Origin of the sequence: Mycobacterium sp. RTGN4 (assembly GCF_033804635.1) — a bacterium.
In the GTDB taxonomy this organism is placed as follows: Bacteria; Actinomycetota; Actinomycetes; order Mycobacteriales; family Mycobacteriaceae; genus Mycobacterium.
Genome location: NZ_JAPZLB010000002.1, coordinates 375,721 through 402,232 on the forward strand (window position 1 = coordinate 375,721; position 26,512 = coordinate 402,232).

Below are 26,512 nucleotides of genomic sequence, written 5' to 3' on the forward strand. Positions count from 1 at the left end.
TCAGGCGTCCGCCGTTTCGGTCTGCGTGAGCGCTCCCCGCAGGAACTCGACCTGGGTGGCGAAGAAGGACTTCGACACCTTGGCCTTCATGAGGACAAGGTCGAAACCGTGAAAGGCGCCGGGTATTTCGACGACGTCGCACGGTACCCCGGCGGCCTTCAGTCGTTCGGCGTAGGCGATGTCCTCGGTGTGGAAGAGGTCAAACGTGCCGACGCCGATCCAGGCGGGCGGCAAGCCGCTGAGGTCGTCACGGCGGGCGGGCACGGCGACGTTCGGATCGGCGTCACCCAAATATGCCGACCAACCGAACGCGTTGGACTTCTGGTTCCACAGCCGGTGGTTGGAATCGTGCAGGCCGGCCGTGGTGCCCGACCGGTCGTCGAGCATGGGGTACACCAGCAGCTGAGCCGCGATCGCCACTTCGGCACGATCGCGCGCCAGCAGGGCGAGCGCTGCAGCCAACCCGCCCCCGGCGCTAGCGCCGCCGATCGCGACGTGCGCCGGGTCGACGGCGGGCAGGCCGGCCAGCCACGTCAGCGCGGAGTAGCAATCCTCCAGCGGTGCAGGGTATGGATTTTCGGGCGCCAGTCGGTAGTCGACGGACGCCACGGTGACCCCGAGTTGGCGCGCGAACCGACGGCACATCGCATCGTCCTGGGCGGCGCTACCCATCACGTAGCCGCCGCCGTGGATCCATAGCAGGCCGGGTCCGACGCCGGTAGCGCCCGGCGGCCGGTGCAGGTGGACGCGAACCCCCGACGGCAAGGTCAGCACCTCGACATCCGCGGACTTACGCAGGCCCATCAGCTTCGTCCCCGCGCGGATCAGCGGCAACGACACCGGCGTAATCAATGTGCGCGGCAAGAGCGGGGCCGCGTTGGCGAGGTCGGGGTGAAAGTCGGGCACGGCTCGACATTACTCACTGGGCAGGATCAGTCGCGATCGGTGAGCATGGCCTCGAAGGCCACCCTGTCACCCCGGTACAACGAACGGACCACCTCGATCGGTCGATCGTCGGTGTCGAGCGAACGCCGGTTGAGCCGCAGCATGGGCATTGCGGTCGTCGACTCGAGCAGTCCCGCCTCGCGCGGGGACGCCAACACGGTCTCCACGCGCTCGACCGCGGAACCGAATTGGATGCCCGTCGCGCGGATCGCGGCGTAGAGCGACGTCGTCGGGTCAAAGGTCGAGTTGAACTCCCCGAAGCGATGCCTGGGCAAGTAGGTGCTCTCCAACCCGATGCGCTGCCCATCGGCCAGGAGCAAGCGCTCTAGGTGCATCACGGCGTCGCCCTCGGCCACCTCGAGGCCCGCGGCGAGCTCCGTCGTGGCCTCGACGTCATCCCAGGTGACGAGGATGCGGCCCGGCTTGCGGCCCATCCGCAACGCGCCCTCGGTGTATGACCTCAACGAAAGGGGTTGAACCAGCTTTGGTTTCGACACCACGGTGCCGCGGCCGCGACGTTCGATGCGCCCCTCGACGAGCAGCTCCTGCAACGCTTGCCGGACGGTCTCCCTGGCCACTTCGAAGCGGGCGGCGAGTTCGCGTTCGGGAGGGAAGGCGTCACCTTCGACTAGCCCGTCGAGGATCCCGTCGAGTGCGGTGCGGACTGCGTGGGGCTTGCTCACGATGGATCCTGTTGTTGCCGAACCCGTTCCGCTATGGCAAGCACGTGCTCGATTGTGGCACCCGTCGCTGCCGGGTCCTTGGCGGCGTCGTCGTAGCGGCGCAGGCGCAGGGCGTCGGGCCACCACGGATGCGCCACGAGGTCGTCGTCCATACCGGGCCCGCCCTGTGCGGTCAGTGACAGCGCAGACGTGGGGGACAGTGGGTACTGGGGGTCGGTGGCGACCAGGTACCGCTTGGCGGCGACGTGAGCGCCCGCCAGCCAGCCCACCCGTGCGCCGAACCGAGGGGTCAACCAGTCCCTGGCGGCAACGTCATGTCGCGCCGCATCGGAAGGATCGAACAACGGACTGTGCGCCACGTCGTGCAGCGCGGCGGCGAGCACCAGTTCGTCGTCAGCTCGATCGTCGATGGCGCGGGCTGCCGACTGGAGTGCGTGGTCGAGTTCGTCGACCGCATCTTCGTCCCAGACGTCGCGCAGCGAGCGCAGTAGCGCAGCGGTTTCCTTCAGCACGGTCATCGCGGCCAGCATACCGCGAATTGGTCTATACCAATTGTTAACCTGCTGTTCCAGTGCGCAACACCGAACCTTTCGCAGGCCGTATCCCTGAGTCTGAAAGGTCACTGAACATGCGTGTGACGATCGTCGGTGGCGGCATTCTCGGGACTGCCCACGCGCTCGAAGCGGTCCAGCGTGGCCACCACGTCACACACCTCGAACGTGAAGTTGAGGCGCGCGGAGCGACCGTGCGGAACTTCGGCCTGGTGTGGGTGTCCGGTCGGGCTGAGCACGAGCTCGCCGCCGCCCTTCGGTCCCGTGAGTTGTGGGAACTGATCGGGGCCCGCATTCCCGGCGTCGGATTCCGCCCCGCCGGCTCGTTGACGTTGTTGCGGACTCCGCGCGAGGTTGCAGTTGCCGAGCAGGTCGTCGCCCGCACCGACGCCGCGGTGCGCGGATTCGCATTGCTGGAACCTGACCGGGTACGTGCGCTCAATCCGGCCCTTCGTGGCAAGTTCCTTGCCGGCCTTCACTGTTCACGTGATGCCGCCGTGGAATCCCGTCAGGCGATGCCCGCCATTCGGGAGTACCTCGCGGCAAAGGGCAGGTACCGGTTCGTGTCGGGTGCCGAGGTGCGGTCCATTGACGGCCAGACGGTGCGCGACGACCACGGGCGCAGTTACGGTGGCGACCTGGTGCTGCTCTGCCCAGGGGCCGCGCACGGTGGGCTGACGCGCGAGCTCGCCGGCGAGCTGCCGGTGCGTCGCGTCCGGCTTCAGATGATGCAAACCGACCCACTCGATGAACCACTCACCACCGCGATCGCCGACGGCGACAGCTTTCGTTACTACCCCGGCTTCGAGGGCAGCGCCCTGGATGCTCTGCGGGACACCGAGTCCCAGGACGTGGTCGCCGAAGAACATCGCATGCAGCTGCTCTGCGTCCAGCGTCTGCACGGCGGGCTCACCATCGGCGACACCCATGAATACGACGAACCGTTCGGGTTCGACACCGACGACGCCCCGTATGCGTACCTCGCCGCGTTGGTCGAGGAATTCCTCGGTCGCCCGCTGCCTCCGGTTCGGCGGCGGTGGGCTGGGGTGTACAGCCAGTGCGTCGACCCCGGCGAATTGGTGTGCCGCACCTTGGCGGGCGATGGCGTGTGGGTGGTCACCGGCCCTGGCGGGCGTGGGATGACGCTCGGCCCGGTCATCGCGGAACAGACCGCGGACCTGATCGAACTCTGAGCGGAAAGAATCCAATGAGCAACGGTATTCAACTCGCGGTCATCGACATGGCGGGCACCACGGTCGCCGACGACGGACTTGTCGTCGCCTCGTTCGAGGCGGCCGCGACGGCCGCGGGCCTGCCCGAGTCGGGACCCGAACGCGAACACGCCCGCCAGTACGTCATCGACACGATGGGGCAGTCCAAGATCACCGTCTTCCGGGCGTTGTTCGGCACCGAGGACCTCGCACAGCATGCCAATGCCGCCTTCGAGGCGGCATACGAGGCCGCCATCGACAACGGAGCGGCCAAACCCATCAACGGTGCGGCCGAGGCGATCTCACGGTTGCGCGCTGCTGGGGTCAAGGTGGCGCTCACCACCGGCTTCAGCGGTTCCACCCAGGACAAGCTGCTGGCGGCGTTGGGCTGGCAGTCGAGCGCCGATCTGGTGCTCGCGCCGGGTGACGGCGTGCGTGGCAGGCCCTACCCGGACCTGATCCTGACCGCACTCATGCGGTTGCAGGCCGACGCGGTGTCCAACGTCGCAGCGCTCGGCGACACCAGCAGTGACGTCGACAGCGCACTGCGGGCTGGATGTGCCATCGCCGCAGGCACGCTCACCGGTGCGCACGACGAGCAACAGCTGCGCGACGCGGGGGCGACCCATGTCGTACCCACCGTCACCGAGTTCGCAGACCTGATCCTCAACCATCAATCGAAGGACTGAAGAAATGAAGCTCCGCAAGACCCTGGCGGCCGTCGCGGCCGCAACCTTGGCCGTCGCGATGACCGCTTGTGGCGGCACCGGTTCCACCGGCTCTGGAAGCGGCGAGACGCTCACCGTTTACAGCTCCGACGGACTGGCCAGCTGGTACAAGCCTCAGTTCGAGAAGTTCACCAAGGACACCGGCATCAACGTCAACCTCGTCGAAGCCGGCTCCGGCGAGGTGGTTTCGCGCGTCGAGAAGGAGCAGGCCAACCCGCAGGCTGACCTGTTGGTCACCCTGCCGCCCTTCATCCAGAAGGCCGACAAGTCAGGTCTGCTGCAGGCCAGCGGTGTCGACCCCAAGGGCATCCCTGCCGCGCAGGTCGGACCCGACGCCAAGTACCTACCGATCGTGAACAACGCGCTGAGCTTCATCGTCAACCCCGGCGCCACCCCACAGCCCTCGACCTGGGACGACCTGCTGAAGCCGGAATACAAGGGCAAGCTGCAGTACTCGACACCGGGGCAAGCCGGGGACGGCACCGCCGTGCTGGTGCTGCTGCAGCACCTGCTTGGCAAGCCGGCCGCGCTGGACTATCTCGGCAAGCTGCAGGCCAACAACGTGGGTCCGTCCTCGTCCACCGGCAAGCTCCAACCGAAGGTGAGCAACGGTGAGCTGCTTGTTGCCAACGGCGACGTCCAGATGAACCTTGACTCGATCAAGAGCGACGGATCGAAGTTCAACATCGTCATCCCCGCGGCGGCTGACGGTAAGAAGACCACCGTCTCACTGCCTTACGTCGGCGGCGTCGCCAAGGGTGCGCCGCATGCCGACGGTGCCAAGAAGCTGCTCGCGTACCTGGTGTCCGAGGACGTGCAGAAGACGGTGGCACCCGACGCGCTCGGCATCCCGGTGCTCGATTCGCTCGTCGCGTCCTCTGAGGAGTCGGCAGCACCCAACACCCCGGCCGCGGTGCTCAAGGGTGTCGAGTTGTGGGTGCCGGACTGGAACACCGTGCTGGCCGAGCTCGATGCCGACGTCGCCGCATACCAGAAGGCCACCGGTAGCTGATCATGACGGAGCTCGGGGGGTCGGAGGGCAGGAGCGCAGCGACCCGGGAAGTGGGGTCGGAGGGCAGGAGCGCAGCGACCCGGGAAGTTGGGTCTCGCACGAAGGCGGCGCTCGACGACGGCGCGAAAGTTGTCATCGAAACCCATACGCCGGCAATCACCTTCGATCGCGTGCGGGTCCGCTACGGGCGCGGCAAGAAGGTGACCGATGCGCTCGTCGACTTCAACCTGCGCGTCGCGAAGGGCGAGACGGTCGCCCTGCTGGGTCCGAGCGGGTCGGGAAAGTCCACCGCGCTCAACGCGTTGGCGGGCTTCGTGCGCCCCACGTCCGGTTCGGTCCGGCTGGCTGGACGTGACGTCACCGACTTGCCGCCTGCCAAACGCGGCATCGGCGTGGTGTTGCAGTCCTACGCGTTGTTCCCGCACATGCGGGTTGCCGACAACGTGGCCTTCGGACTCAAGGCGCAGCGCGTGCCGCGCGGCGAGCTGGCGTCACGGGTCAACGAGGCGTTGGACATGGTCGGCATGTCTGCATTCGGAAAGCGTTTGCCCCGTGAACTTTCCGGCGGGCAACAGCAGCGCATCGCCATCGCCCGCGCATTGGCCATTCGGCCGAGCGTGCTGCTGCTCGACGAGCCGCTGGCCGCGCTGGATGCCCAGTTGCGCCAGTCGATGCTCGCCGAACTGCAGCGGCTCAAGGAAGCGCTGCCCGACACCGCAATGATCTACGTGACACACGATCAGTCCGAGGCCCTGGCGTTGGCGGACCGCATCGTGGTGATGAACAACGCCCGACTGATGGACGTGGACACCGCCGAGAACCTGTGGAAGCGACCGCCGAGCAGCTTCACGGCCGCGTTTCTCGGTGGCGCGAACCTGATCCCGTGCACGGTCGGCCGCGTCATCGGCACCTCGGCGCTGGTCACCTTTGCCCACAAGACCGTCAGCGCGGAGGCCCCGCAGCCTGCCGTCGGAAGGATCGACTGGGCGCCGGAATCGAAGGCGCTCTTGTGCATTCGGCCGCACGCGCTGAAGGTCGCCCCAGTCGGTGATCGGGACGTGCTGCGCGCCACCGTCAACGCATCGGTGTGGCGCGGAGCGAGTACCCGGCTGGTGCTGTCGGTCAGCGGCTTGCCCGATCAGCTGATCGACGTCGACGTCCCCGGCCACACGCAATACGACATCGGCGCCGAATTGGGCGTGCGCCTGCCCGAGCCCGCGGGCGTGCTGGTGGGCGGCTCGCCGTGACGGCACTGCTCGAGCACGCCGCCGAGGCGCCGGACCGGCCCGCACCGCCGCGCTCGCGGGCCACGTGGTTGGCCTTACCGCCCTTGGTGATCGTGTTGGTGGTCGCGGTGTATCCGTTGGCGCGGGTGTGCCTGGAGTCGCTGAAGGTCCGCGACGGGGGCAGTGGTTGGTCGACCTGGACGTCGGTGCTTGCTTCGCAGGCCTTCCGCGAAGCGCTGTGGCGCACGGTTGCGATCGCCGCGACGTCGACCGTGGGTTGTCTGGTGCTCGGCACGTTCCTCGCGATCGTGCTGGCGTTCGTGCCGTTTCCTGGCAGCCGACTTGTCGGCCGGCTCATCGACACCGTGCTCGCGCTGCCGTCGTTCCTCATTACGCTCGCGTTCACATTCCTCTACGGCACTGCGGGTGCGGTCAACGCCGCGATCGCGGGTATCACCGGCGACGACACCCCTGCGCTGAACTTCCTCTACACGCCGGTCGGCGTCATCGCCGCCGAGATCACATTCTTCACGCCGTTCGTCATCCGCCCGCTGCTGGCGTCGTTCTCGATGCTGCCGAGGGCGCAACTGGACGTCGCGGCAAGCCTCGGCGCATCGCCGCTCCGGGTGTTGCGCTCGGTGGTGCTTCCGGAGGCCTGGCCTGCCTTGATGGCGGGTGGCAGCCTGGTTCTGTTGTTGACGCTCAACGAGTTTGGCATCGTGCTGTTCACCGGAGCCAAGGGCGTCACCACTTTGCCCGTGCTGATATATACCCGCGGCATCGTGACGTTCGACCTCCCGGGCGCGGCCGTGATCGCCACCGTGCAGATCGCGCTGTCGCTTACCTTGTACACGCTCTACCGAGTGGTGTTCACCCGGCTAGTGGCCAACCGAGGAAGGGAGGTCGCCGATGTTGTTGTGGACCCGGCGCAGTAGGGCACTCCTCCTCGGCGTCTTCGGCGTGGTCGTCTTCGTCGTATTCGTCGCACCACTGGCGACGGTGGTACTCGCCGGTTTGGCGGGCTCTTGGACCGGTGCGCTCCCGTCACGCCTGGGTTTCGCCCACTTCGGCGATGCACTCTCAGGCGAAAACCTGGCCAGCCTCTCGGTGAGCCTGCAAACCGCCTTCGTCGCGGGTGGGCTCGCACTGGTGCTCGGCACGTGGGCGGCACTCGCGGCGCGCGAGGCGCCGAGATGGCTCAGCCGTGTCACCGACGCCGTGTTCCACCTTCCGATCGCCGTGCCGTCGGTGGCCATCGGCCTCGGCCTCCTGATTTCCTTCAACTCGCAGCCGTTGCTGCTCGGCGGGACCAGGTGGATCGTGATCCTGGCCCACGCGGTGCTGGTCTTGGCGTTCTCCTTCAGCTCGGTATCGGCCGCGCTCGATCGCCTCGATCCGGCCTATCGACAGGCCGCGGAATCCCTTGGCGCGGGCTCGACGAGGGTCTTGACGCGTGTCACGCTCCCGCTGTTACTGCCTGCGCTCGGCGCAGCCGCCGGGTTGGCGGTCGCGTTGTCGATGGGCGAGCTGGGCGCGACGGTGATGGTGTACCCCGCGACGTGGAAGACGTTGCCCGTCACGATCTTCGCGTTGACCGACCGGGGCCAGGCGTTCCAGGCCGCGGCCTGCACGACGATCCTGCTGCTCGTCACCCTCCTGGCGCTGGTGGGCGTGGGCCGTATCCGCGGTCGGGCCGCCCTGCGCTAAGCGGGCGGTGGTCCCGGCAGCGGGCCCGCAGGTGGTGGAGGCGCGGGCTCCGGCGGCACGTACCCCGGCAGCGTGATCGGGGGCAGCCCAGGAAGCTGGATGATGCCTGGCGGCGGGTTCGTACTCTCACTGGGTGTCGGCATGGGCTCCGGCGGTGGCGACGGCGCAGTAGTGGTGGTCGGTGTGGTGGTTGGCGTGGCCGCCGGCACGGGGGCCGGCGTGGCCGCAGTGACCACGGGCGCCGGGGGAGCCTGGATGGGTGACGCGGGTTCGGGGGCACGCAGTTCGGATGACGGCGGCGGCGGCGCTTCCGGGGGCGGCGGCGCAGGAGCGGCCTCGGCGGCCTGTCCCTTCACGCTGCCGACCAGAGGCTGCAGACCTTGCCCGCCGGGTGATTCGAGCCGGCACGCGATCTGGCGGCTGCCCGCCGACCAACTGTCTTCCGAAAGCGCGTCGTACTTCAGTGACAGCCCGGTGGCCTGCAGCGGAAGCGGCGCGAGGTAACCGTTCGCGATCCGGGTGCACTCGTCCTTGACGAATGCGTCCTGGTCGGCCGTCTCCGGCGGCCCACTCGGAAAGCGCTCGGCCAGGCTCACCGCACCGGCGATCTCGACGGCATGCCCGGTTGCGCAGTCGACCGGGATATCTGTGGACCGATTCGTGGCCGGGTCGATGCCCAAACAGGTGCCTGCGGGCCAGATCTTCGACTGATCGAGCTCGGCGACCCGGCCCTTGAACGGTGTCGGCTTGCTCCCTGGACCGAGTAACTGCAGTCCGCACAACAGGTTTCGGTCAGCGGGTGGGGCTCCACCGTTGTCGCCCGCCCACAGCACGCTGATCGTGAACCTGCTGCTCGGGTCGTACCGGTCCCCGAGGTATTGGCGCACTGCGGCCTGGCACGGTTCGCCGAAGTTGCCCATCCCGACCGACTTGGCGACCTCGAAGAGGTGGTTGTCCCGGCACTGCACGAACGATGGCTTGTCCGGTGAGTCGGCGGGCCAACTCAGGCAATTGCCGGCTTGCGCACTGCTGAACACCACGCCGGCGCGGCTGTCGTCCGACGGTCCGTCCCTGGTGTCCGGCGTCGCCATCAGTAGTTGGATGACAGCGCCGACGAGCAGGGCCACCAGCGCAAGGCCCAGCGTGGCGCGCTTGTTCGCATGGGCGCTGCGCCCGGATTCGCACGGCGCGTACAGGGGATGCCTGCCACCCGCGGCGCCGAGCGCGAGGGCAACGGTCTGGAGATCGGCTGGCGGCTCGCTTGACCGCGGCGACGACTCCACCGCCGTCACCGCTGTCGTCCCGGTAGCTCCGGGTTCCTACCTGCGGCAATGCGCCGACCAGGTTTGCCAGCCACGACAATAGAGCCTTGCACAGGTGGCCACGTCCCGCTACGTGGAGCCACCAGACGGCCACCTGAATGTGGCCCGGTCGTTACTTGAGGTCGTTACTTGAGCAGCGGGTCTCTCGGGAGCCCGAGGATGCGCTCGGCGATGGTATTGCGGGTGATTTCCGACGTACCGCCGGCAATCGTCATCGCGCGGTTGCCGAGGTAGGCCTGCGTGAGGAGTGGGTTCTGGCCGACGACGGCGCCGGCGCCCGCCAACTCCATACCGAGTTCGGTGAGGCGTTGACCTTGCTCGGCGACCAGCAGCTTCGTCACGTTGCCCTCGGGACCTGGTTCGGCACCGGCCAGCGCCCGCGTGACCCGGCGCAGGTTCAGCAGCCGCAGCGTGTGTCCCTCCGCGATCACCTCGCCCGCCTGCCGGAGGCGTGCGGCCGCGGTGTCGGCGGCCGCGGCGTCGAGCAACTCGACCAGCTCGTCCGCGGTGAAGCCGGTCGGTCCGCCCGAACCCCCGCCGATCGAGATGCGCTCATTGCCCAAGGTCGCGCGCGCGACGAGCCAACCGCGGTTGACGTCGCCGACAACGTCACCGTCGGGGACGAATACGTCGTCGAAGAACACCTCGTTGAAGTGCGCGTGCCCGGTGATGCCGCGCAAGCCGTTCACCGTCACGCCCGGCGCCTTCATGTCGATCGCCATCATCGTCACGCCTGCATGCTTGGGCGCATCGGCGTCGGTGCGGACGGTGGCGAGCCCCCATTGGCACATGTGGGCGAGGCTGGTCCACACCTTCTGTCCGGTGACGCGCCAGCCGCCGTCGACCTTCTTGGCAGTGGTGCGTACCGCTGCCGCGTCGGAACCCGCACCCGGCTCGGAGAACAGCTGGCACCACATCACCTGCCCGCGCAGGACCGGTTCGACCCAACGCTCACGCTGGTCGTCGTTGCCTGCCTGGGCGATGGTCAGCGTGACCCAGCCGGTGATGCCCATGTCGGGCCGCTCGACGTTGGCGAACTCCTCCTCGATGACCAACTGTTCGGCCACTCCGGCCTCCCGACCCCACGGCTTCGGCCAGTGCGGCACCAAATAGCCGGAGTCGACCAGGAAGTCGCGCTGCTGCTCCGAAGGCAGCGAGCGCCACGTGCTGACGGCGTCGCGGGCAGCGGTGCGGAATTCCTCGGCTTCGGCGGGCAGCGTGAACCGCGCGCCATGTGCCTGCCCGCTGCGCTGACCGTCGACGACGTCGAACAGCGGGTCGGCTCCGTCGCCCATGATCGCGGCCAGGGTGCGGGCGCGGCGCAGGTACATGTGTGCGTCGTGTTCCCAGGTGAACCCGATGCCGCCATGCAGCTGAATGTTGCACTGCGCGTTGAAGATCTGCGTGCGGATGGCGTGTGCGGCGGCCACCGCGGCAGGGAACCACGCGCTGTCCAGTTCGTCGGCACGTGCGGCGTCCCAGGTGGCGGCCGTGGTCTGTTCCGCGTTGACGAGCATGTTCGCCGCATGGTGCTTGACCGCTTGGAAGGTCCCGATGGTGCGGCCGAACTGTTCTCGGATCTTGGCGTATTCGACGGCCATGTCCAGCGTCGCCCAGCTGACCCCGACTGCTTCGGCGGACGCCAGGATGCGGAAGACGGTGCGGGCCCGGCGCGCCGCACCCCGCAGCACCCGGTCCTCGGGCAGGGCGACGGCCCGCAGTGCGACCGTCCCGATGCTGCGGGTGGTGTCGAGCGAACTCAGGGGCGTGACGGTGACCCCTTCGGCGTCGGCGTCCACGATGACGACGTCGTCGCCCGCGGTGAGTACCAGCACCGAGGCGTCGGGGGCCCCGAGTACCGCGGGACTCTCGCCGCTCACTATCAGATCCGACCCCGCGACGATGCTGCCGGAGCATCCGAGTGCCCCGACGGTCGAGCCGTCCGCGAGTCCCGGAAGGAGTTGGGCGCGAACGGAATCCGGTGCGCAGCGGTCGATCACCGTGGCCGCGCTGACCGTCGGCAGAAACGGCCCGGGGCAGAGTTCGCGGCCTTGCGCTTCGAGTACGACGGCCAGTTCGGACAGTCCGAAGCCCGAGCCGCCGTGTTCCTCGGGGATCGCCAACCCCTGCCAGCCGATCTGGGCGGCGGCCGCCCAGATGTCCGCCGGATGGTTGGTCGCCGGCGAGTCCGGGTCGAGGGTCGCCCTGGCCGCGGCCAGGCTCTTCACACGCCCCAGCTGGCCGGATGCCGAGTCGGCCAGTGCTCGGTGCTCGTCGGTGATGGCCAGCGCATTGATTCCCAGAGAGGTGCCCACGAACTCACATAACCACCGCCACCGGCGCGCCGTACCTGTGAGACAGGTCACAGCCAGGTCAGCGGCGTGGGGTGGTAGACAACTTCTCCACATTGTCGATTACCGACGAGTAACCGGGGTACAGTCGCGCCATGACGGCTCGACCGGATACCCGGTATCCAGGACCGACCATGGCCACACGCGCGAAGTGGTTGCTAAACGCGGGCCCCTCGGATTACCTACTTGCCATGAGCGTGGCGTCGACGTCGCTGCCGGTGATCGGCAAACACCTTGAGCCACTTGGCGGTGCGACGGCGATGAGCATTTGGGGAGTCCGTCACATGCCGGACTTCCTCGGGGCAGCGGTGAAGAACATGTTCACCCCTGGCATTGCTGAAGAGCGCAAGCGGAACCGCGACAAGACCAACGAAGTGGTGCAGAGCGCGCTCCGCGGTGTGGTGGCGCCCGAGGCCCTCGACATCGAATGGCCCGCCCCGGATTCGACGCCGCCGGTATGGAAGGCGTTGGAGCACCGTCGCAACGTGTACCGGACCTCGGTTCGCTACGGGGACAGTCCTGCTCAGGTGCTCGACGTGTGGCGGCCCAGGGAACTTCCCGCCCAGCCCGCACCGGTGATGATCTTCGTGCCCGGCGGGGCCTGGGTGCACGGCGGTCGCATCCTCCAGGGCTACGCATTGATGTCGAAGATGGCCGAACTCGGCTGGGTGTGTTTGTCCGTCGAGTACCGGGTGGCGCCTAATCATCCATGGCCGCAGCACATCACCGACGTCAAGACCGCGATCGCGTGGGCCCGCGCCAACGTCGACAAGTTCGGCGGCGACCGCAACTTCGTGACGATCGCGGGAACGTCGGCAGGTGGGCACCTGGCGGCCCTCGCCGGCCTGACCGCCAACGATCCGGAGTTCGACGCCGACCTGCCGGAGGGCTCGGACACGTCGGTGGACGCCGTCGTCGGCATCTACGGCCGTTACGACTGGGAGGACCGGTCCACGGTCGAGCGGGCGCGCTTCGTCGACTTCCTCGAGCGCGTGGTGGTGAAGCGCAAGATCACCAAGCGGCCCGAGATCTTCCGGAAGGCCTCGCCGATCGCTCGCGTCCACGACAACGCCCCACCGTTCCTGGTGGTGCACGGTGGCGGCGACACGGTCATCCCGGTGCAGCAGGCGCGCGACTTCGTCGCCAAGCTCACCCACGTCTCGCGGGCCGCGGTCAGCTACGCCGAGTTGCCAGGCGCCGGCCACGGGTTCGACATGACCGACGGGGCCAGGACGGGTTCGACGGCCACCGCAATCGGCTTGTTCCTCAACCAGGTTCACCAAAACCAGATGTTGGTCGGGTCGCAGCAGGTTATATAGCCCCGTGAGGCGGCTCAGCGGGTGGGACGCGGTACTGCTGTACAGCGAGACGCCCATGGTGCACATGCATACCCTGAAGTTGGCCGTGATCGCGCTCGACGAGCTTGGTGACCGGAAGTTCGGGGTCGACGAGTTCCGCCAGGTCATCCACGGCAGGCTCTACAAGCTCGATCCGTTCCGCTATGAGTTGGTCGACATTCCGTTCAAGTTCCACCACCCGATGTGGCGGGAGAACTGCGAGGTCGATCTCGAGTACCACATCCGGCCCTACCGGGTGGAGCGCCCCGGCGGCCGTCGCGAACTCGACGACGCGGTGGGCAAGATCGCCAGCACGCCGCTGGACCGCTCCAAGCCGCTATGGGAGATGTACTTCATCGAGGGACTGGCGAACGGCCGCATCGCGGTGCTGGGCAAGATCCACCACGCGTTGGCCGACGGGGTCGCCTCGGCCAACCTGATGGCGCGCGGGATGGATCTCCAGACCGGTCCGGCCGATCGCGATTCGTATGCGACTGATCCCGCGCCGACGCGATCGGAATTGGTACGCACGGCCTTTGGTGATCACCTCCGCCAGCTCGGCCGGCTGCCCGGCGTCATGCGCTACACCGCCCAGGGCATCGGCCGGGTGCGCAAGAGTGCACACAAGCTGTCGCCGGAATTGACCCTCCCCTTCACCCCGCCGCCGAGCTTCATGAACCACATGGTCGACGGAACCAGGAAGTTCGCGACGGCAACGCTCGCGCTCGCCGACGTCAAGGCGACCGGCAAGCATCTCGGGGTGACCATCAACGACATGGTGCTCGCCATCTCGTCGGGGGCGCTGCGTCAGCTGTTGCTGCGTCACGACGGCACGGCCGATCATCCGCTGTTGGCTTCCGTCCCAGTCAGTTTCGACTTCTCCCGCGACCGCATCTCGGGAAACTACTTCACCGGCGTCATGATGACGCTGCCAGTGGAACTCTCCGATCCGCTCGAGCGCGTGCAAGCCGTGCACGACGCGGCGGTGTCGGCGAAGGAGACCCACCACCTGATGGGACCGGAGCTGGTGAGCAGGTGGTCGGCGTACTTCCCGCCCGCGCCTGCCGAAGCGCTGTTCCGCTGGCTGGCCAACAAGGACGGCCAGAACAAGGTGCTCAACCTGCCGATCTCCAACGTGCCAGGGCCACGCGAGCACGGGCGGGTCGGCGGCGCGTTGGTGACGGAGATCTACTCGGTGGGGCCGCTGACCACCGGTAGCGGGTTGAACATCACGGTGTGGAGCTACGTCGATCAACTCAACATCTCGGTGCTTTCCGACGGCGCCACGTTGGACGATCCGCATGAGCTCACCAAGGCGATGGTTGATGCGTTCATTGAAATCCGCCGCGCCGCAGGTCTTTCCGAGGAATTGACCGTAGTCGAAGGGGCGATGGCCCAGTAGCGGGATAGCTCAGCCCCGCTTGGCCTTCACCCAGTCCAGGAAGTGCGCAACGGCCGTCGCGGTGAAGTGTCCGTGCGGCGAGCCGAAGAAGTCGAAAGCATGCTGCGCGTGGGGAATCTCGGAGTACACGACGACATCGTCCGACTTCTGTGCGAGCGCTTCGGCGAACTCGCGGCCCTCACCGACCGGGATGATCGAGTCGTCCTCGCCGTGAAGGATGAAGAACGGCGGTGCGTCCGGCCGGACCTTGGTGATGGGCGACGCGTCCAGGTACACCTGCCGGTTCGCCGAGAACCGCTTCTTGACGATGAAGCGCTGCAGGATCGAGATGAACTCGGGGCGCCCTGTGCCCTCCTTGCTGAACCAGTCGTAGCGGCCGTAGATGGGCACCGCAGCCACCACCGAGGTATCGGCGTCCTCGAAGCCCGGCTGCCACTGCGGGTCGTTGGGCGTCAGCGCCGCCAGCGCGGTCAAGTGCCCGCCTGCCGACCCTCCGGTGATCGCCACGAAGTCGGGGTCGCCGCCGTAGTCGGCGATGTTCTCCTTGATCCAGGCCAGCGCTCGTTTCACGTCGATGATGTGCGCGGGCCAGGTATTGCGAGGGCTGACGCGATACGCCATCGAGACGCAGATCCAGCCGCGTTCGGCCATGTGGCCCAGCATCGGGTAGGCCTGCGGACGGCGCATACCGATCGCCCATGCGCCGCCGGGCACCTGAAGCAGCACGGGTGCCTTACCGTCGCGCGGCAGGTCGCTGCGGTGCCAGACGTCGGCGACGTTCACCCGGTGCGGGCCGTACCGGATGATGTCGGACTTCTTGACGTACTGGCGTCGTGACCACGACGTACGGAGCACACCGCCACGTCGCCTGCGTCGCTCTTCTGCGGCGACCGCGGTGTAGTCCTCGCCGAGTGCCGCCCGCAGCGGATCTTCGAAGGACGGCTGTGACTTGGCACTGCGCCGATAGACGAAGCCCAGCACCCCCCACGAAGCCGCGGTCAGCGCCAGGGCGATCCGGCCGCGTGGGCCCTTGAAGTCGTCACGCACGCCGCGCCGGAGCGCGTCGAGCATCGACGCGCCGATGACTACCGGGGCGGCCTCGGCCGAGGGCCAGCCGAGAAAGAACACCGGGATCGTGACGTACCCCTCGCGCCCCAGCGGCTGGATTGCATTGGCAGCGTTGGCGAGTTCGGCGGTCGCCCGCAACAGCGGGTACCGCTTACGCGTCTTACGCCTCATCGGTCGAAGCGAGTTCAAGAAGCTCACGACGAAGAATCTTGCCAGTGCTGCCCCGCGGCAAACCTTCCAGCACTGTGATGCTGCGCGGAACCTTGTAGTTCGCCAGCTGCTCGCGGACGTGCGCCTTGAGGGCGTCGGGGGTCACGGAACCGCCGGTGCCCAGCACGACGAACGCCACCAGCCGCTGTCCGTACTGTTCATCGTCGACGCCGAGTACGGCGGCTTCGGCCACGTCGGGGTGGGTCGCCAGCGTCTTCTCCACCTCGATCGGGTAGACGTTCTCGCCGCCGGACACGATCATCTCGTCATCGCGTCCGACGACGAACAGTCGGCCCGCCGAGTCGAGGTAGCCGACGTCGCCTGAGCTCATGAAGCCCTCGTGAAAGGCTTTCTCTTTGTCGTTCGACCCCTTGGTGTAGCCGTCGAACTGGGTGGAGTTGCGCACGAAGATGGTGCCCACCTCGCCCTGCGGTACTTCCCGGCGCTCGGCGTCCAGGATCCGAAGGTCGGTGCCATCGGCCGGCCTGCCTGCGGTGTCCGGCGCCGCGCGTAGGTCGGCGGGTGTCGCGGTCGCGATCATGCCCGCTTCGGTGGCGTTGTAGTTGTTGTAGATCACGTCGCCGAACTGATCCATGAACTTGACGACGACGTCGGGTCGCATTCGGGAGCCCGACGCGGCGGCAAAGCGCAGGGAGCGCCCGCTGTAGCGCCCGCGCACCTCGTCGGGCAAGTCCATGATGCGGTCGAACATGACTGGGACGACACACAATCCGGTGGCGTGATGCTCGTCGACCAACGCCAGGGTGGCCTCGGGGTCGAACTTTCGCCGGGTGACGATGGTGCACGCCATCGACGCGGCGAACGCAAGCTGGGCGAAACCCCACGCGTGGAACATCGGTGCGACGATGACGGTGACCTCTTCGGCATGCCACGGCGTGCGGTCGAGGATGGCCTTCAAGGTGTCGGGCCCGCCGCCGGAGTGGCTGGCGCCCTTGGGTGTTCCGGTGGTGCCCGAGGTCAGCAGGATGACCTTGGACTTGCTGTCGGCCCGGCGTGGCTGCCCGCCTTCGTGCGCGGCGATCAGCTTCTCCACCGTCAAACCCGGGACTGCGCGGTCCGTCCACGCCACGATCCGGATTGCTTCGGGGTTGTCGGCCAACGCGCGGTCAACACTGGGGGTGAACTCTTCGTCGTAGATGACGGCAAGGGATTTCGAAACACTTTCCCGCGCCACCACTTCCGCCAGCGCGGGTCCGGCGAAGGAGGTGTTCAGCAGCAGCACGTCGGCGCCGATGCGATTGGTGGCGATCAACGCTTCGACGAAGCCACGGTGGTTGCGGGCCATGATCGCTACGACGTCGGGCGCACCTCCGCGCAGCGCTTGCAATGCAGCGGCGAGTGCGTCGGCGCGCTGGTCGATTTGCCGCCAGGTCAAGGTGCCGAGTTCGTCGATCAGGCCGGCTCGGTCCGGGCAGCGTTGTGCAGCGGCCGCGAAACCTGAAGTGATGCCCATGTGTTCGCGCGCCATTGCCGCAGCGATGCGCACGTACTTGTCCGGCCTCAGTGGCGCGATCACCCCGGCACGCACCATCGTCGTGACCAAGCCGAGCGTGTCGGACAGTCCCATGTCAGCCAATTACCGGGAGCCGACGTTCCTTGGCCAGTTCGTCGAGCGCCTTCTGCATGACGTGCCGGACGTGGGCGTCGACCTCGTCGACGTCGGGGTCCTCGCCGAACTCAGCGACGATGTCGATGGGCTCCAGCACCTGGGTGACGATCTTGGTGGGCAGCGGAACGTTAACGGGCAGTACGGCACTCAGGCCGAACGGGAAGCCGAACGAGATAGGCAGGATCTTCGCGCGGAACAGCTTGTCCAACCGAAGCGCCTTGGCGACCGAGGTCCCGCGGCTGAGGTACAGCTGGCTCTCCTGCCCGCCGATCGACACCGACGGCACGATGGGCACGCCCGCATTGAGCGCGGCCCGGACGTAGCCGGTGCGGCCGCCGAAGTCGATGGTGTTGCGGGACGTCGTCGGCCGGTACACGTCGTAGTCACCGCCGGGGAACACGATGACCACACCACCGGTGCGCAGGGCCTCGTCGGCATTCTCGTGGTTGGCGGGGATGAAGCCGGTCTTCTTGAAGAGGTCGGAGGTCGGGCCGACGAAGATCAGGTCGAATCCGAGCGTGTAGACCGGCCGGTCGTAGCCGTACGTCTCGTAGAAGTCGGTGGCGAATACCGGAACGTCCATCGCGAACAGTCCGCCGGAATGGTTCGCGACGACGAGCACGCCTCCCGGCGGGACGTTGTCCAGCCCGCGGACCTCCGAGCGGTGCCAGCCCTTGATCAGCGGCCGGATCAGGCCCATCACCTTCTCGGTCAGGCCCGGATCCCACTTGGTCACTTCCGACGGCGTTACTTCAGACGGCTCGCTATCGGTCTTCGGCACGGCTCCCCCTCGCGAAATTGGAACGTGTTCTAGTTTTAGCGTACCGGTGTCCGCTCCAGCTGGGAAATCCTCTGCCGTGGCTACAGCGGGCAGACGACCTTGACCCATTCATCGATGCGGGTGTTGAACTTCTCGTAGTCCGGATCGTCGAACTGAGCGCCCTGGGTGGAGACGAAGTGGTCGATGGCTTCCTGGACGTCCGGCGGCGGGTTGTACTTGGCGAAGATGTCAGCGGCCTTCTTGGCGTCCTCGGTATTCTTCGCGACCGCGAGATCCAGGTTGGCGCCCGTCACATCAGTGCACGCACTGGGATCCAGCGGCGCCTGGGGCGCCGCCGCGGGAGCGCTTGCTTCCGCGGCCGTCGACTCCGCGGAGCTCGACGTGTCCGAGCTGGATGACGACGACGGCGAGTTGGTGGTCGGCTTGCTGCCTCCGCAACCAGCGAGCAGCAATGCGAAGGCCGCGACGACCGTCACGATCCACCGATGGGACATGCGGGTTCTCCTCTGCCTGGCCGCACCAAGCAGAACAGGATCCGCTAGATCGCGGCGATGTACTCCGAAGTGTAGAACTCCGCTGGAGTCTGCGAATTCGGGGCAGGCCGCTCGACGATGACCCACGCTCCCGTCTTGCCGGACGCGATGGGGCCCTGCACCGTGACGGAACCCAGGCCTACGTCGTTGATCTGGAGCACGCCGCTGATGACGCCCGGGTCGCCTGCCGCACATCCATTCGACGGGCGCGGGGTCTGGATGATCCGCACGTCGTACTGGCTGTTCGGCGGGGCCGTTGCGGCGTCGACGTGCGCCGTGACCGTGGAGCCCGATGAACTGACTTCCGCGATCATCCTGCTGTCGCCGACCGCGGCGACCCACTTGAGCTGGCTGAAGTCACAGGCCCGCCACTGGCTGGAAAGTGGCATCGGGGACGCCGCACCGGCAACCGCAGTACTCGAGGCGAGCAGCGCCATGCCGACGGCCGTAACTTTCGCCATCGTAAATTTGGTCATAAGCCCCCATACTGCTCTTTTGCCGCAAACCGTGCAGTAGTCCCGATCACAGAATCGTGGTGATATTGCTCAAGTTCGCCGTGGGCGCAATCTAGAGGCCGCACCATGGATGGCATGCCAGAGGTCACCGTGAACCCCGCCGAGTACTTCGCACGCATCGGCTACGACGGCCCGACCGGACCGAACGAGGAATTGCTGCACGCACTCGTCGCCGCGCACGGCCGGACCATCCCGTTCGAGAATCTCGATCCACTGATGGGCGTGCCTGTCGACGACCTCGGACCCGAGGTGCTCGCGGAGAAGCTCGTCGGCCGCCGGCGCGGTGGCTACTGCTACGAGCAGAACGGACTCGTCGGCTACGTGCTGGAGGCGCTGGGCTACGGCATCGACCGGATCGCGGGCCGGGTGGTCTGGATGCGCGACCCCGACGCTGGTTTGCCCGCGATGACCCATCAGGTCCTGGCGGTCACGGTGCCCGGTGAGCACGACCGCTTCCTCGTCGACGTCGGATTCGGCGGGCAGACGTTGTCGTCGCCCATTCGGCTGGTGGCCGGGCCGGAACAGGCGACCCGGCACGAGCTCTATCGCATCGTCGACCGCGGTGAGGACCTGATCCTGCAGGCTCAGCTCCGCGACACGTGGCTGACGCTCTACGAGTTCACCACCCAGCCGCGCCCACGCATCGACCTCGAAGTCGGAAGCTGGTATGTATCAACGCATCCCGCCTCGATATTCGTCACCGGGCTGACCGCCGCGCTCGTCACCGACGAAGCGCGGTACAACCTGCGCGGCCGAAATCTGGCGATCCACCGCAAGGACGGCAGCGAGAAGATCCGCTTCGACACCGCGGCCGAGGTGCTCGACGCGCTCGAGGGGCGCTTCCACATCGATGTGGCCGACCTCGGTGACCGCGACGTCGTCGAAGCTCGCGTCGGCCAGGTGCTCGACGCCTGACTAGGGTCCGACGACGAACGTCCACGGGTCGTCGGCCGCGAGCGCCATCCGGCCCAGCCTGCGCGCGTGGAAACCGGTCGTGCCGAACTCGCCGGCCCAACTTCGGGCCCGCATGGTGGCCAGCCACAGGGGATGCTCGATGGTCACGCCGATCGCGCCGTGCAGCTGGTGCGCGATGGTGGTCACAGGTGCGACGGCCCGGCCCACTGCCACCTTGGCCACGGTCAAGGCATAGTCGGCCTGACGACTGTCGAAGCCGTAGTCGGCGGCTGCGGCGGTCGCCAAAGCCGCTGCAGCGCTGGCACGTTCGAGCTCGCCCGCCATTGCAGCCAGCGCGTGCGCGACGGCCTGGAAGTTGCTCAACGGCCGCCCGAACTGAACGCGGTCCCTGGTGTGTGCGACGGTAAGTTCGGTGGCGGCGTCGAAAGCGCCGACGAGATGTACACAGCGGGCCCATGCGCCCCGCCGTAGTAGTTCGTCACCCACTTCGGGGGCGAGCCGGACGACGTCGTGGGCGGGCACGTCGAACGCGATGGCGCCCCGCGGCTCGCCCGCCAGATTGTGACCGTCGACGACGACGGGTTCCGCCAGCCATGCCACCGAAAGCGCGTCGGAGCTGCGGGCGGCCAGCAGCACGGGACCCGAGCCCGGCCACGGCACGTCGGTGGCGGTGCCCGTGATCCGCTGGCCGGAAGAATCAGCGTCGGCGAACGCGACTGTCAGCGGTCCGGTCGCAGGCACTGCTAGGCCGGCTGCGGTGGCCAACCAGGCTGCGAGCACATCGGTTTCGGCGACGGGGACCGCGGCGGCCCAACGGGCGAGTCCCCGGAGCACGACGGCCGACTCCCGTATCCCGGCTCCTTCGGTGCTCGTCAATCGGCTCAACCCGGTGTCCTCGAGCGTGCGCCACAACTGATCGTCGAACGCATTCGGTAGGGCTCGGTGGCCGAGGCCCGCATCGAACGACCGGCGGCCGATGTCGTCGACGAGCTGGGCCAATTCGTCGTTCGGCCCGCTTGCCGCGGGCGCCCGCTCGAGACTCTTCGCGACGACGCCACGCAGCACCTCGTTGGTGCCGCCGCGCAGGGTGAACAGCGGCGAGTGCACCCGTGCCGCATCCAAGAGGCCGCGCAGCCGGTGTGCTTCGGGCGATGCGGCGTCGACGTGCTCGAGCAGGTCCGCAGCAAGTTCCACCGACTCCTGCTCGAACCGGGTGCCGAGGTCCTTCACCAGCGCCGCCCGCGTCGCGGCTTCCCCACCGTCGGACAGCGCCCGCGCCACCGATATCGACAGCTGCCGTAGCGAGCTCATCCGCGCGATCAGGTCGCCGACGGTCTCCGCGGGCGCTGAGTCGGCCTGCAGCCCGAGCGCTCGGATCAGCTCGAAAAGCAATGTGGCGGTGGATAAGATGCGTTCCGGACCACTGCGCTCGAAGCCCAGTTCCGCGGTCACTTGATGCCAGCCGGCACCGATTTCGCCCAACACGTCGTCGTCGGTGAGCGCGACGTCATCGAAGAGCACCTCGTTGAAGTGGTGCTCGCCGTTCATCAGCAGGATCGGGCTGACCGTCACGCCGGTCGCGTCGGTCGGCACGATGAACTGGCTGAAGCCCTCGTGACGATGCGCGGGATCGAGCGGGCTGGTGCGGGCCAGCACGACGATCTGGTGGGCCAGGTGCGCACCGCTGGTCCACACCTTGGAGCCGTTCAGCACCCAGCCGTCTGCGCTTCTGGTGGCTCGGGTCGCCACGGCGGCCAGATCGGAACCCGCGCCGTGCTCGCTCATCCCGATGGCCGAGTACAACCGGCCCTCGGCGATGCGGGGCAGCAGGCGGCTGCGCTGCTCCTCGCTGCCGAACGACATCAGGCCGGGGGCGACTTGGCGGTCCGCGATCCAATGCGCTCCGACGGGGGCGCCGCAGGCCAGCAACTCCTCGGTCACCACGTAGCGGTGCAGATACCCAAGCCCATGGCCGCCGTACTGCTTCGGGATGGTCAACCCGACGAAGCCCGCGTCGGCGAGTCTGATGCTGAAGTCGGCGTCCCACTTGGCCAACCAGCAGTCGACGGCGGGCTGCCAACCGTATCGATCGTGATCGGCCGCAAGGAAACTCCGGATGGCCGAGCGGAGTTCGGCCAGCTCGGCGTCATTGGCGCGCAGGGCGTCGAATTCGGTCACTGGATAGTGGAGTCTAGTGGGGACCCAATGACTGGATGAGAGGGAGCTGAGATGGCATTGGTGTACTTCACCGCGTCGAGTCTGGACGGGTTCGTCGTCGACGAGGCCGACAGCCTGGACTGGTTGACGTCGCGGGACGTCGACGCCCTGGGGCCGTTTGGATACGAGGCGTTCGCGAAATCCGTTGGCACGCTTGTCATGGGCTCGGCCACCTACGAATGGCTCGTCGCGAACCAGCCGGGGGCATGGCCCTACGAGCAGCCGAGTTGGGTGCTGACGAGCCGGCCGCGGATCGTCGTCGAAGGCCACCCCGTCCAGACGTTCGACGGCGACGTCCGCGAGTTGTATCCACGACTGGTCGCCGCCGCGGGGGACAGGGACGTGTGGTTGGTCGGTGGCGGGGAGGCGGCGGCTCAGTTCGTGGTGGCCGGCCTGGTCGATGAGCTCATCGTGTCCTACGCGCCGTGCACGCTGGGGCAGGGCGCCCGGCTGTTGCCGACGCGTTCGGAGTGGAAGCTGACCGAGTCGGCCGTCAACGGCGAATTCGTTTGTGCGCGTTGGGTCAAAGCCGCTTAGTGACCGGGCAGGCCGTAGCGCCGCACGAATTCCCTTGACTTGATGAGGAACTCCATCTGGTCGGCGACATCGCGCAGCGGGCCGGCGTTGCGGGTGGAGCGGCAAAGTACCACCGCTCCCTCCAGCGCGGCGATGCACGTCACGGCCAGCGACCCGGCGTCGGACTCGTCGAACCCGTCGGCGACGAACGCTCGGGTGAGCGCGGTGCGCCATCGGCCGAAGATCTCGCCCGCCACTGCGGTCAGGGCCGGATCGTCGTCGGCCGACCCGATGGCGGCTGCCACCACTGGGCAGCCTGCGGTGAACTCGCTGCCCGCCAGGGTGCGCTCCCAGAAGTCGACGAACTCGTGCACCATCGAGATGCCTCCGCGGTCAACGGCCCCGTCGATCAGTGAGGTGATCTTGTCGCCCGCGAACTGGAGGGCTTCGGTGAGCAGTTGGTTCCTGCCGTCGGGGAAGTGGTAGTACACCGAACCGCGGGGGGCGCCGCTGCGCGTGAGCACCTCGTCGATGGTGACGCCTGCGGCACCGCGTTCACGCAGCACTTCGGCCGCGCTGAGCAGCATGTTGTGCCGTGTCGACCCTCGCTTGTTCGGCTTGGTCGCCGCTTCTGTCATCAGGCCGCGGCCCTCGGGTGCCGCATGTGCGACAGCCGAGCACCCACGCTGCGTGGGCCGAACTTCAACGTCTCGCGACGGTCGCGCACCTCGTACGTGAATCTGCGGCCAAGGACGTTCACTTCAACGATCCACATGGCCCACCTCCCTGGGTATGTACCTGAGCATAAAACTCGCAACACACATCCACAACGAATGTATTCCGGCTCACACGATCTACGTGCTGGAGCCGAGGTGAATGGCATTTGATAGGACATTCTAAATGCAGCGCCGCCGATCCGCTGATTATGGTGAATTGCATAATTTGGCCATAGCGAGTTCACTGCACCCATGACCACGCCCACCCTGGACACCGTGACCCTCGAACGGGACGGACACGTCCTCGTCATGGGGCTCAACCGGCCGGAGAAGCGCAATGCCTTCACGGTGGCGATGCTCGCCGACCTGTCGCGCGCGTACGCCCTCCTGGAGCGCGACGAGACCCTTCGGGCGGGTGTGCTCATCGCCAACGGCGAGCACTTCACCGCAGGCCTCGACCTCGTCGACGTCGCGCCCTACCTCGCCGAGGGCCGTGACCCGATGCCCGAGGACGGCCGCGACCCGTGGCGGCTCGATGGCGCGTGGACCAAGCCGGTGGTTGCTGCGGTGCAGGGACGTTGCCTGACGCTCGGGATCGAGCTGCTGCTGGCGGCCGACATCCGGGTGGCCGCGGCAGATGCGCGGTTCGCCCAAATCGAGGTGTTGCGCGGAATCTTCCCGTTCGGCGGTGCCACGCTGCGCCTGCCGCGCCAAACCGGCTGGGGCAACGCCATGCGCTGGCTGCTCACCGGTGACGAATTCGACGCAGAGGAGGCGCTCAGGATCGGACTCGTCCAGGAGGTCGAGGCCAGCCCGGCGGCTGCGCAGGCGCGGGCGCGGGAACTCGCGCACACCATCGCCGACCGTGCTGCCCCGCTCGGCGTTGCGGCCACGCTGGCGTCGGCGCAGCTGGCCCGAACCGACGGTGATGCGGCCGCGATAGCCGCGCTGCGACCCGAGGTCACCCGGCTGTTCGGGACCGCCGACGCGGCCGAGGGCGTGCAGTCGTTTATCGAGCGTCGACCCGCCCGGTTTGCTGGTCGCTGATGGGCAACCGGGACTAGGCTCTTGACCCAGTTCGACGGTGAAAGGCGCAGACCGTGGGTCACTACAAGAGCAACGTGCGTGATCTCGAATTCAACCTCTACGAGGTGCTCGACCTGGAGAAGATTCTGGCGACCGGCGAGTTCGGTGACATGGACGGCGAGTCGGTGCGCGAGCTACTCGCCGAGGCGTCGCGGCAGGCCGAGGGCCCGCTGGCCGAGTCCTTCGCCGAAAGCGATCGGCACCCGCCGACCTTCGACCCCGAGACCCACACCGTCACCATCGGGGCACCCTTCAAGAAGTCGTTCCGGGCGTGGCAGCAGGGCGAGTGGTTCCGCATCGGACTGTCCGAAGAGGTCGGAGGCATGCCTGCGCCGGCCATGGTGGCCTGGGCCATCAACGAGTTCCCGCTAGGTGCGCAGCCCGCGGCCTTCATGTATCTCGCAGGCCCGGTGCTCGCCAACATCATCTTCCAGATCGGCAACGACCAGCAGAAGCATTGGGCCGCAATGGCCATCGAGCGGAACTGGGGAGCCACGATGGTGCTCACCGAGCCCGACGCCGGCTCGGACGTCGGCGCGGGCCGTACCAAGGCCGTGCCGCAGCCCGACGGCACCTGGCACCTGGACGGGGTCAAGCGGTTCATCACCAACGGCGACTCCGACGACCTGTTTGAGAACATCCTCCACATGGTGTTGGCGCGACCCGAGGGTGCGGGTCCCGGCACCAAGGGCCTTAGTCTCTTCCTCGTCCCGAAGTTCCTGATGGATCCCGAGTCAGGAGCGCCGGGCGAACGCAACGGCGTCTACGTCACCGGGCTCGAGCACAAGATGGGGCTCAAGGCGTCCGCGACGTGCGAACTGACCTTTGGCCAACATGACCGGCCCGCCGTCGGCTACCTGGTCGGTGACGTGCACAGCGGCATCGGGCAGATGTTCAAGATCATCGAGTATGCGCGAATGATGGTGGGCACCAAGGCCATCGGCACGCTATCGACCGGCTACCTCAACGCACTCGAGTACGCGAAGACCAGGGTGCAGGGCGCTGACCTGACCCAGATGACCGACAAGACGGCGCCAAGGGTCACCATCCTGCACCACCCCGACGTGCGGCGCGCGCTGCTCGTGCAGAAGTCGTACGCGGAGGGCTTGCGCGCGCTCTACCTGTACACCGCCGCCCATCAGGATCCCGCCGCCGCGGCGATCGTTTCCGGCGCGGACGCGAACATGGCCGAACGCGTCAACGACCTTTTGTTGCCCATCGTCAAGGGCGTCGGATCGGAACGCGCATACCAATGCCTCACCGAATCGCTGCAGACGTTCGGGGGATCCGGCTTCCTGCAGGACTACCCGATCGAGCAGTACATCCGCGACGCCAAGATCGACTCGCTCTACGAGGGCACCACGGCCATCCAGGCGCAGGACTTCTTCTTCCGCAAGATTGCCCGTGATCAGGGTGGGGCGCTGGCTCACGTGGCGGGCCAGATCCAAACCTTCCTGGACAGCGAGACGGCCCGCCCCGAACTCGCTGAGAGTCGCGCCGTGCTGGCGGCCGCCAACGCCGACTTGCAGGCGATGCTGGTTGCGATGACCGGGTTCCTGATGGCCTCTCAACAGAATCCCCGCGAGCTCTACCGGCTGGGGCTCGAGTCGGTGCGCTTCCTGCTGGCCGTTGGCGACCTGCTGATCGGGTGGATGCTGCTGCATCACGCCGAGCTTGCGCTCGATGCGCTCGACGCCAATCCCTCCGCAGAGGATCGCGCGTACTACGCCGGAAAGGTCACTACCGCAACGTTCTTCGTGGCGACGGTGTTGCCGCGGCTAGCGGCCGATCGCAAGATCGTCGAGTCCGCCGACCTCACTGCGATGGACGTGGCCGAAGCGGCCTTCTAG

The 26,512-nt window shown here is 67.4% G+C and carries 25 protein-coding genes and 1 pseudogene; 12 read left to right on the plus strand and 14 right to left on the minus strand.

Annotated features, from left to right (window positions below; translation table 11 throughout):
• The 3 genes from SLQ30_RS05745 to SLQ30_RS05755 are packed head-to-tail and all read right to left on the minus strand — an operon-like array spanning position 1 to position 2,146.
• Positions 1–906, minus strand: a complete 906-nt coding sequence (locus tag SLQ30_RS05745; RefSeq protein WP_319447524.1) for an alpha/beta hydrolase — start codon at positions 904–906, stop codon at positions 1–3.
• A 26-nt stretch (positions 907–932) separates the two neighbouring features.
• Positions 933–1,631 (minus strand): GntR family transcriptional regulator, encoded by a 699-nt coding sequence (locus tag SLQ30_RS05750; protein WP_413467948.1) that lies wholly within the window; start codon positions 1,629–1,631, stop codon positions 933–935.
• Positions 1,625–2,146: an HD family phosphohydrolase gene (locus SLQ30_RS05755; RefSeq protein ID WP_319447522.1), complete on the minus strand. Its 522-nt coding sequence runs from the start codon at positions 2,144–2,146 to the stop codon at positions 1,625–1,627. The genes SLQ30_RS05750 and SLQ30_RS05755 overlap by 7 nt, the downstream gene beginning before the upstream one ends.
• Before the next feature lie 110 nt (positions 2,147–2,256).
• Here SLQ30_RS05755 and SLQ30_RS05760 point away from each other — a divergent pair, with 110 nt between their 5' ends.
• From SLQ30_RS05760 to SLQ30_RS05785, 6 genes are read left to right on the plus strand one after another with little or no spacing between them, the layout of a single operon-like run.
• Positions 2,257–3,372, plus strand: coding sequence for a TIGR03364 family FAD-dependent oxidoreductase (locus SLQ30_RS05760; protein WP_319447521.1), 1,116 nt, complete (start codon positions 2,257–2,259; stop codon positions 3,370–3,372).
• Positions 3,373–3,386: 14 nt separating this feature from the next.
• The gene (locus SLQ30_RS05765) at positions 3,387–4,079 is read left to right on the plus strand and encodes a phosphonatase-like hydrolase (RefSeq protein ID WP_319447520.1); all 693 of its coding nucleotides are present in this window, start codon (positions 3,387–3,389) and stop codon (positions 4,077–4,079) included.
• Between the two features lie 4 nt (positions 4,080–4,083).
• Positions 4,084–5,130, plus strand: coding sequence for a 2-aminoethylphosphonate ABC transporter substrate-binding protein (locus SLQ30_RS05770; protein WP_319447519.1), 1,047 nt, complete (start codon positions 4,084–4,086; stop codon positions 5,128–5,130).
• A 2-nt stretch (positions 5,131–5,132) separates the two neighbouring features.
• Positions 5,133–6,377: an ABC transporter ATP-binding protein gene (locus tag SLQ30_RS05775; RefSeq protein ID WP_319447518.1), complete on the plus strand. Its 1,245-nt coding sequence runs from the start codon at positions 5,133–5,135 to the stop codon at positions 6,375–6,377.
• The gene (locus SLQ30_RS05780; protein ID WP_319447517.1) at positions 6,374–7,291 is read left to right on the plus strand and encodes a 2-aminoethylphosphonate ABC transporter permease subunit; all 918 of its coding nucleotides are present in this window, start codon (positions 6,374–6,376) and stop codon (positions 7,289–7,291) included. Before SLQ30_RS05775 ends, SLQ30_RS05780 begins: the two co-directional genes overlap by 4 nt.
• Positions 7,266–8,063: an ABC transporter permease gene (locus tag SLQ30_RS05785; protein ID WP_319447516.1), complete on the plus strand. Its 798-nt coding sequence runs from the start codon at positions 7,266–7,268 to the stop codon at positions 8,061–8,063. Before SLQ30_RS05780 ends, SLQ30_RS05785 begins: the two co-directional genes overlap by 26 nt.
• Here SLQ30_RS05785 and SLQ30_RS05790 read toward each other — a convergent pair.
• Complete coding sequence (locus tag SLQ30_RS05790) at positions 8,060–9,355, minus strand: septum formation family protein (protein ID WP_319447515.1); 1,296 nt, start codon at positions 9,353–9,355, stop codon at positions 8,060–8,062. The genes SLQ30_RS05785 and SLQ30_RS05790 overlap by 4 nt on opposite strands.
• Before the next feature lie 155 nt (positions 9,356–9,510).
• The gene (locus SLQ30_RS05795; protein ID WP_319447675.1) at positions 9,511–11,688 is read right to left on the minus strand and encodes an acyl-CoA dehydrogenase; all 2,178 of its coding nucleotides are present in this window, start codon (positions 11,686–11,688) and stop codon (positions 9,511–9,513) included.
• Positions 11,689–11,831: 143 nt separating this feature from the next.
• On the opposite strand from SLQ30_RS05795, the gene SLQ30_RS05800 reads away from it, so the two are divergent.
• Positions 11,832–13,055, plus strand: a complete 1,224-nt coding sequence (locus tag SLQ30_RS05800; protein WP_319447514.1) for an alpha/beta hydrolase — start codon at positions 11,832–11,834, stop codon at positions 13,053–13,055.
• Between the two features lie 4 nt (positions 13,056–13,059).
• Positions 13,060–14,475 carry a wax ester/triacylglycerol synthase family O-acyltransferase gene (locus tag SLQ30_RS05805; protein WP_319447513.1) on the plus strand — a complete coding sequence of 472 codons (1,416 nt, stop codon included), beginning with the start codon at positions 13,060–13,062 and terminating at the stop codon, positions 14,473–14,475.
• 9 nt (positions 14,476–14,484) lie between these two features.
• Here the strand turns inward: SLQ30_RS05805 and SLQ30_RS05810 are convergent, their stop codons facing one another.
• From SLQ30_RS05810 to SLQ30_RS05830, 5 genes are all read right to left on the minus strand, one after another.
• Positions 14,485–15,714: an alpha/beta hydrolase gene (locus tag SLQ30_RS05810; RefSeq protein ID WP_319447512.1), complete on the minus strand. Its 1,230-nt coding sequence runs from the start codon at positions 15,712–15,714 to the stop codon at positions 14,485–14,487.
• A complete protein-coding gene (gene fadD12, locus SLQ30_RS05815) occupies positions 15,704–17,341 on the minus strand; it encodes an acyl-CoA ligase FadD12 (RefSeq protein ID WP_319447511.1) in 1,638 nt (545 codons plus the stop codon). Before fadD12 ends, SLQ30_RS05810 begins: the two co-directional genes overlap by 11 nt.
• A gap of 1 nt (position 17,342) precedes the next feature.
• On the minus strand, positions 17,343–18,164 hold the full coding sequence (locus SLQ30_RS05820) for a lysophospholipid acyltransferase family protein (RefSeq protein WP_319447510.1): 822 nt from the start codon (positions 18,162–18,164) through the stop codon (positions 17,343–17,345).
• Positions 18,165–18,244: 80 nt separating this feature from the next.
• Positions 18,245–18,658 (minus strand): hypothetical protein, encoded by a 414-nt coding sequence (locus SLQ30_RS05825; RefSeq protein ID WP_319447509.1) that lies wholly within the window; start codon positions 18,656–18,658, stop codon positions 18,245–18,247.
• Between the two features lie 44 nt (positions 18,659–18,702).
• Positions 18,703–19,158, minus strand: a complete 456-nt coding sequence (locus SLQ30_RS05830) for a hypothetical protein (RefSeq protein WP_319447508.1) — start codon at positions 19,156–19,158, stop codon at positions 18,703–18,705.
• Positions 19,159–19,278: 120 nt separating this feature from the next.
• Here SLQ30_RS05830 and SLQ30_RS05835 point away from each other — a divergent pair, with 120 nt between their 5' ends.
• Positions 19,279–20,127 carry an arylamine N-acetyltransferase family protein gene (locus tag SLQ30_RS05835; protein ID WP_413467937.1) on the plus strand — a complete coding sequence of 283 codons (849 nt, stop codon included), beginning with the start codon at positions 19,279–19,281 and terminating at the stop codon, positions 20,125–20,127.
• Here the strand turns inward: SLQ30_RS05835 and SLQ30_RS05840 are convergent, their stop codons facing one another.
• Together SLQ30_RS05840 and SLQ30_RS05845 are read right to left on the minus strand one after the other, a co-directional pair.
• Positions 20,128–21,189, minus strand: coding sequence for an acyl-CoA dehydrogenase family protein (locus SLQ30_RS05840; protein ID WP_319447674.1), 1,062 nt, complete (start codon positions 21,187–21,189; stop codon positions 20,128–20,130).
• A pseudogene (locus SLQ30_RS05845) lies at positions 21,163–22,305 on the minus strand (acyl-CoA dehydrogenase family protein); the annotation flags it as partial. The pseudogene SLQ30_RS05845 and the gene SLQ30_RS05840, both read right to left, overlap by 27 nt.
• A 51-nt stretch (positions 22,306–22,356) precedes the next feature.
• Here SLQ30_RS05845 and SLQ30_RS05850 point away from each other — a divergent pair.
• The gene (locus SLQ30_RS05850) at positions 22,357–22,881 is read left to right on the plus strand and encodes a dihydrofolate reductase family protein (RefSeq protein ID WP_319447506.1); all 525 of its coding nucleotides are present in this window, start codon (positions 22,357–22,359) and stop codon (positions 22,879–22,881) included.
• Here the strand turns inward: SLQ30_RS05850 and SLQ30_RS05855 are convergent.
• Together SLQ30_RS05855 and SLQ30_RS05860 are read right to left on the minus strand one after the other, a co-directional pair.
• Entirely contained in the window at positions 22,878–23,498 is a 621-nt protein-coding gene (locus tag SLQ30_RS05855; RefSeq protein ID WP_319447505.1) for a TetR/AcrR family transcriptional regulator, read from the minus strand. The genes SLQ30_RS05850 and SLQ30_RS05855 overlap by 4 nt on opposite strands.
• Complete coding sequence (locus tag SLQ30_RS05860) at positions 23,498–23,635, minus strand: hypothetical protein (RefSeq protein ID WP_319447504.1); 138 nt, start codon at positions 23,633–23,635, stop codon at positions 23,498–23,500. The genes SLQ30_RS05855 and SLQ30_RS05860 overlap by 1 nt, the downstream gene beginning before the upstream one ends.
• A gap of 193 nt (positions 23,636–23,828) precedes the next feature.
• Here SLQ30_RS05860 and SLQ30_RS05865 point away from each other — a divergent pair, with 193 nt between their 5' ends.
• Both SLQ30_RS05865 and SLQ30_RS05870 read left to right on the plus strand, forming a co-directional pair.
• Positions 23,829–24,623: a crotonase/enoyl-CoA hydratase family protein gene (locus SLQ30_RS05865; RefSeq protein ID WP_319447503.1), complete on the plus strand. Its 795-nt coding sequence runs from the start codon at positions 23,829–23,831 to the stop codon at positions 24,621–24,623.
• Positions 24,624–24,676: 53 nt separating this feature from the next.
• A complete protein-coding gene (locus SLQ30_RS05870; RefSeq protein WP_319447502.1) occupies positions 24,677–26,512 on the plus strand; it encodes an acyl-CoA dehydrogenase in 1,836 nt (611 codons plus the stop codon).

Excerpts from the sequence above, each read along its gene's own strand:
- SLQ30_RS05755 (WP_319447522.1), bottom strand. The coding sequence starts at position 2,146 with ATGACCGTGCTGAAGGAAACCGCTGCGCTACTGCGCTCGCTGCGCGAC.
- SLQ30_RS05760 (WP_319447521.1), top strand. The coding sequence starts at position 2,257 with ATGCGTGTGACGATCGTCGGTGGCGGCATTCTCGGGACTGCCCACGCG.
- SLQ30_RS05765 (WP_319447520.1), top strand. The coding sequence starts at position 3,387 with ATGAGCAACGGTATTCAACTCGCGGTCATCGACATGGCGGGCACCACG.
- SLQ30_RS05770 (WP_319447519.1), top strand. The coding sequence starts at position 4,084 with ATGAAGCTCCGCAAGACCCTGGCGGCCGTCGCGGCCGCAACCTTGGCC.
- SLQ30_RS05775 (WP_319447518.1), top strand. The coding sequence starts at position 5,133 with ATGACGGAGCTCGGGGGGTCGGAGGGCAGGAGCGCAGCGACCCGGGAA.
- SLQ30_RS05785 (WP_319447516.1), top strand. The coding sequence starts at position 7,266 with ATGTTGTTGTGGACCCGGCGCAGTAGGGCACTCCTCCTCGGCGTCTTC.
- SLQ30_RS05800 (WP_319447514.1), top strand. The coding sequence starts at position 11,832 with ATGACGGCTCGACCGGATACCCGGTATCCAGGACCGACCATGGCCACA.
- SLQ30_RS05810 (WP_319447512.1), bottom strand. The coding sequence starts at position 15,714 with ATGAGGCGTAAGACGCGTAAGCGGTACCCGCTGTTGCGGGCGACCGCC.
- fadD12 (WP_319447511.1), bottom strand. The coding sequence starts at position 17,341 with ATGGGACTGTCCGACACGCTCGGCTTGGTCACGACGATGGTGCGTGCC.
- SLQ30_RS05825 (WP_319447509.1), bottom strand. The coding sequence starts at position 18,658 with ATGTCCCATCGGTGGATCGTGACGGTCGTCGCGGCCTTCGCATTGCTG.
- SLQ30_RS05830 (WP_319447508.1), bottom strand. The coding sequence starts at position 19,158 with ATGGCGAAAGTTACGGCCGTCGGCATGGCGCTGCTCGCCTCGAGTACT.
- SLQ30_RS05835 (WP_413467937.1), top strand. The coding sequence starts at position 19,279 with ATGGATGGCATGCCAGAGGTCACCGTGAACCCCGCCGAGTACTTCGCA.
- SLQ30_RS05850 (WP_319447506.1), top strand. The coding sequence starts at position 22,357 with ATGGCATTGGTGTACTTCACCGCGTCGAGTCTGGACGGGTTCGTCGTC.
- SLQ30_RS05855 (WP_319447505.1), bottom strand. The coding sequence starts at position 23,498 with ATGACAGAAGCGGCGACCAAGCCGAACAAGCGAGGGTCGACACGGCAC.
- SLQ30_RS05860 (WP_319447504.1), bottom strand. The coding sequence starts at position 23,635 with ATGTGGATCGTTGAAGTGAACGTCCTTGGCCGCAGATTCACGTACGAG.
- SLQ30_RS05865 (WP_319447503.1), top strand. The coding sequence starts at position 23,829 with ATGACCACGCCCACCCTGGACACCGTGACCCTCGAACGGGACGGACAC.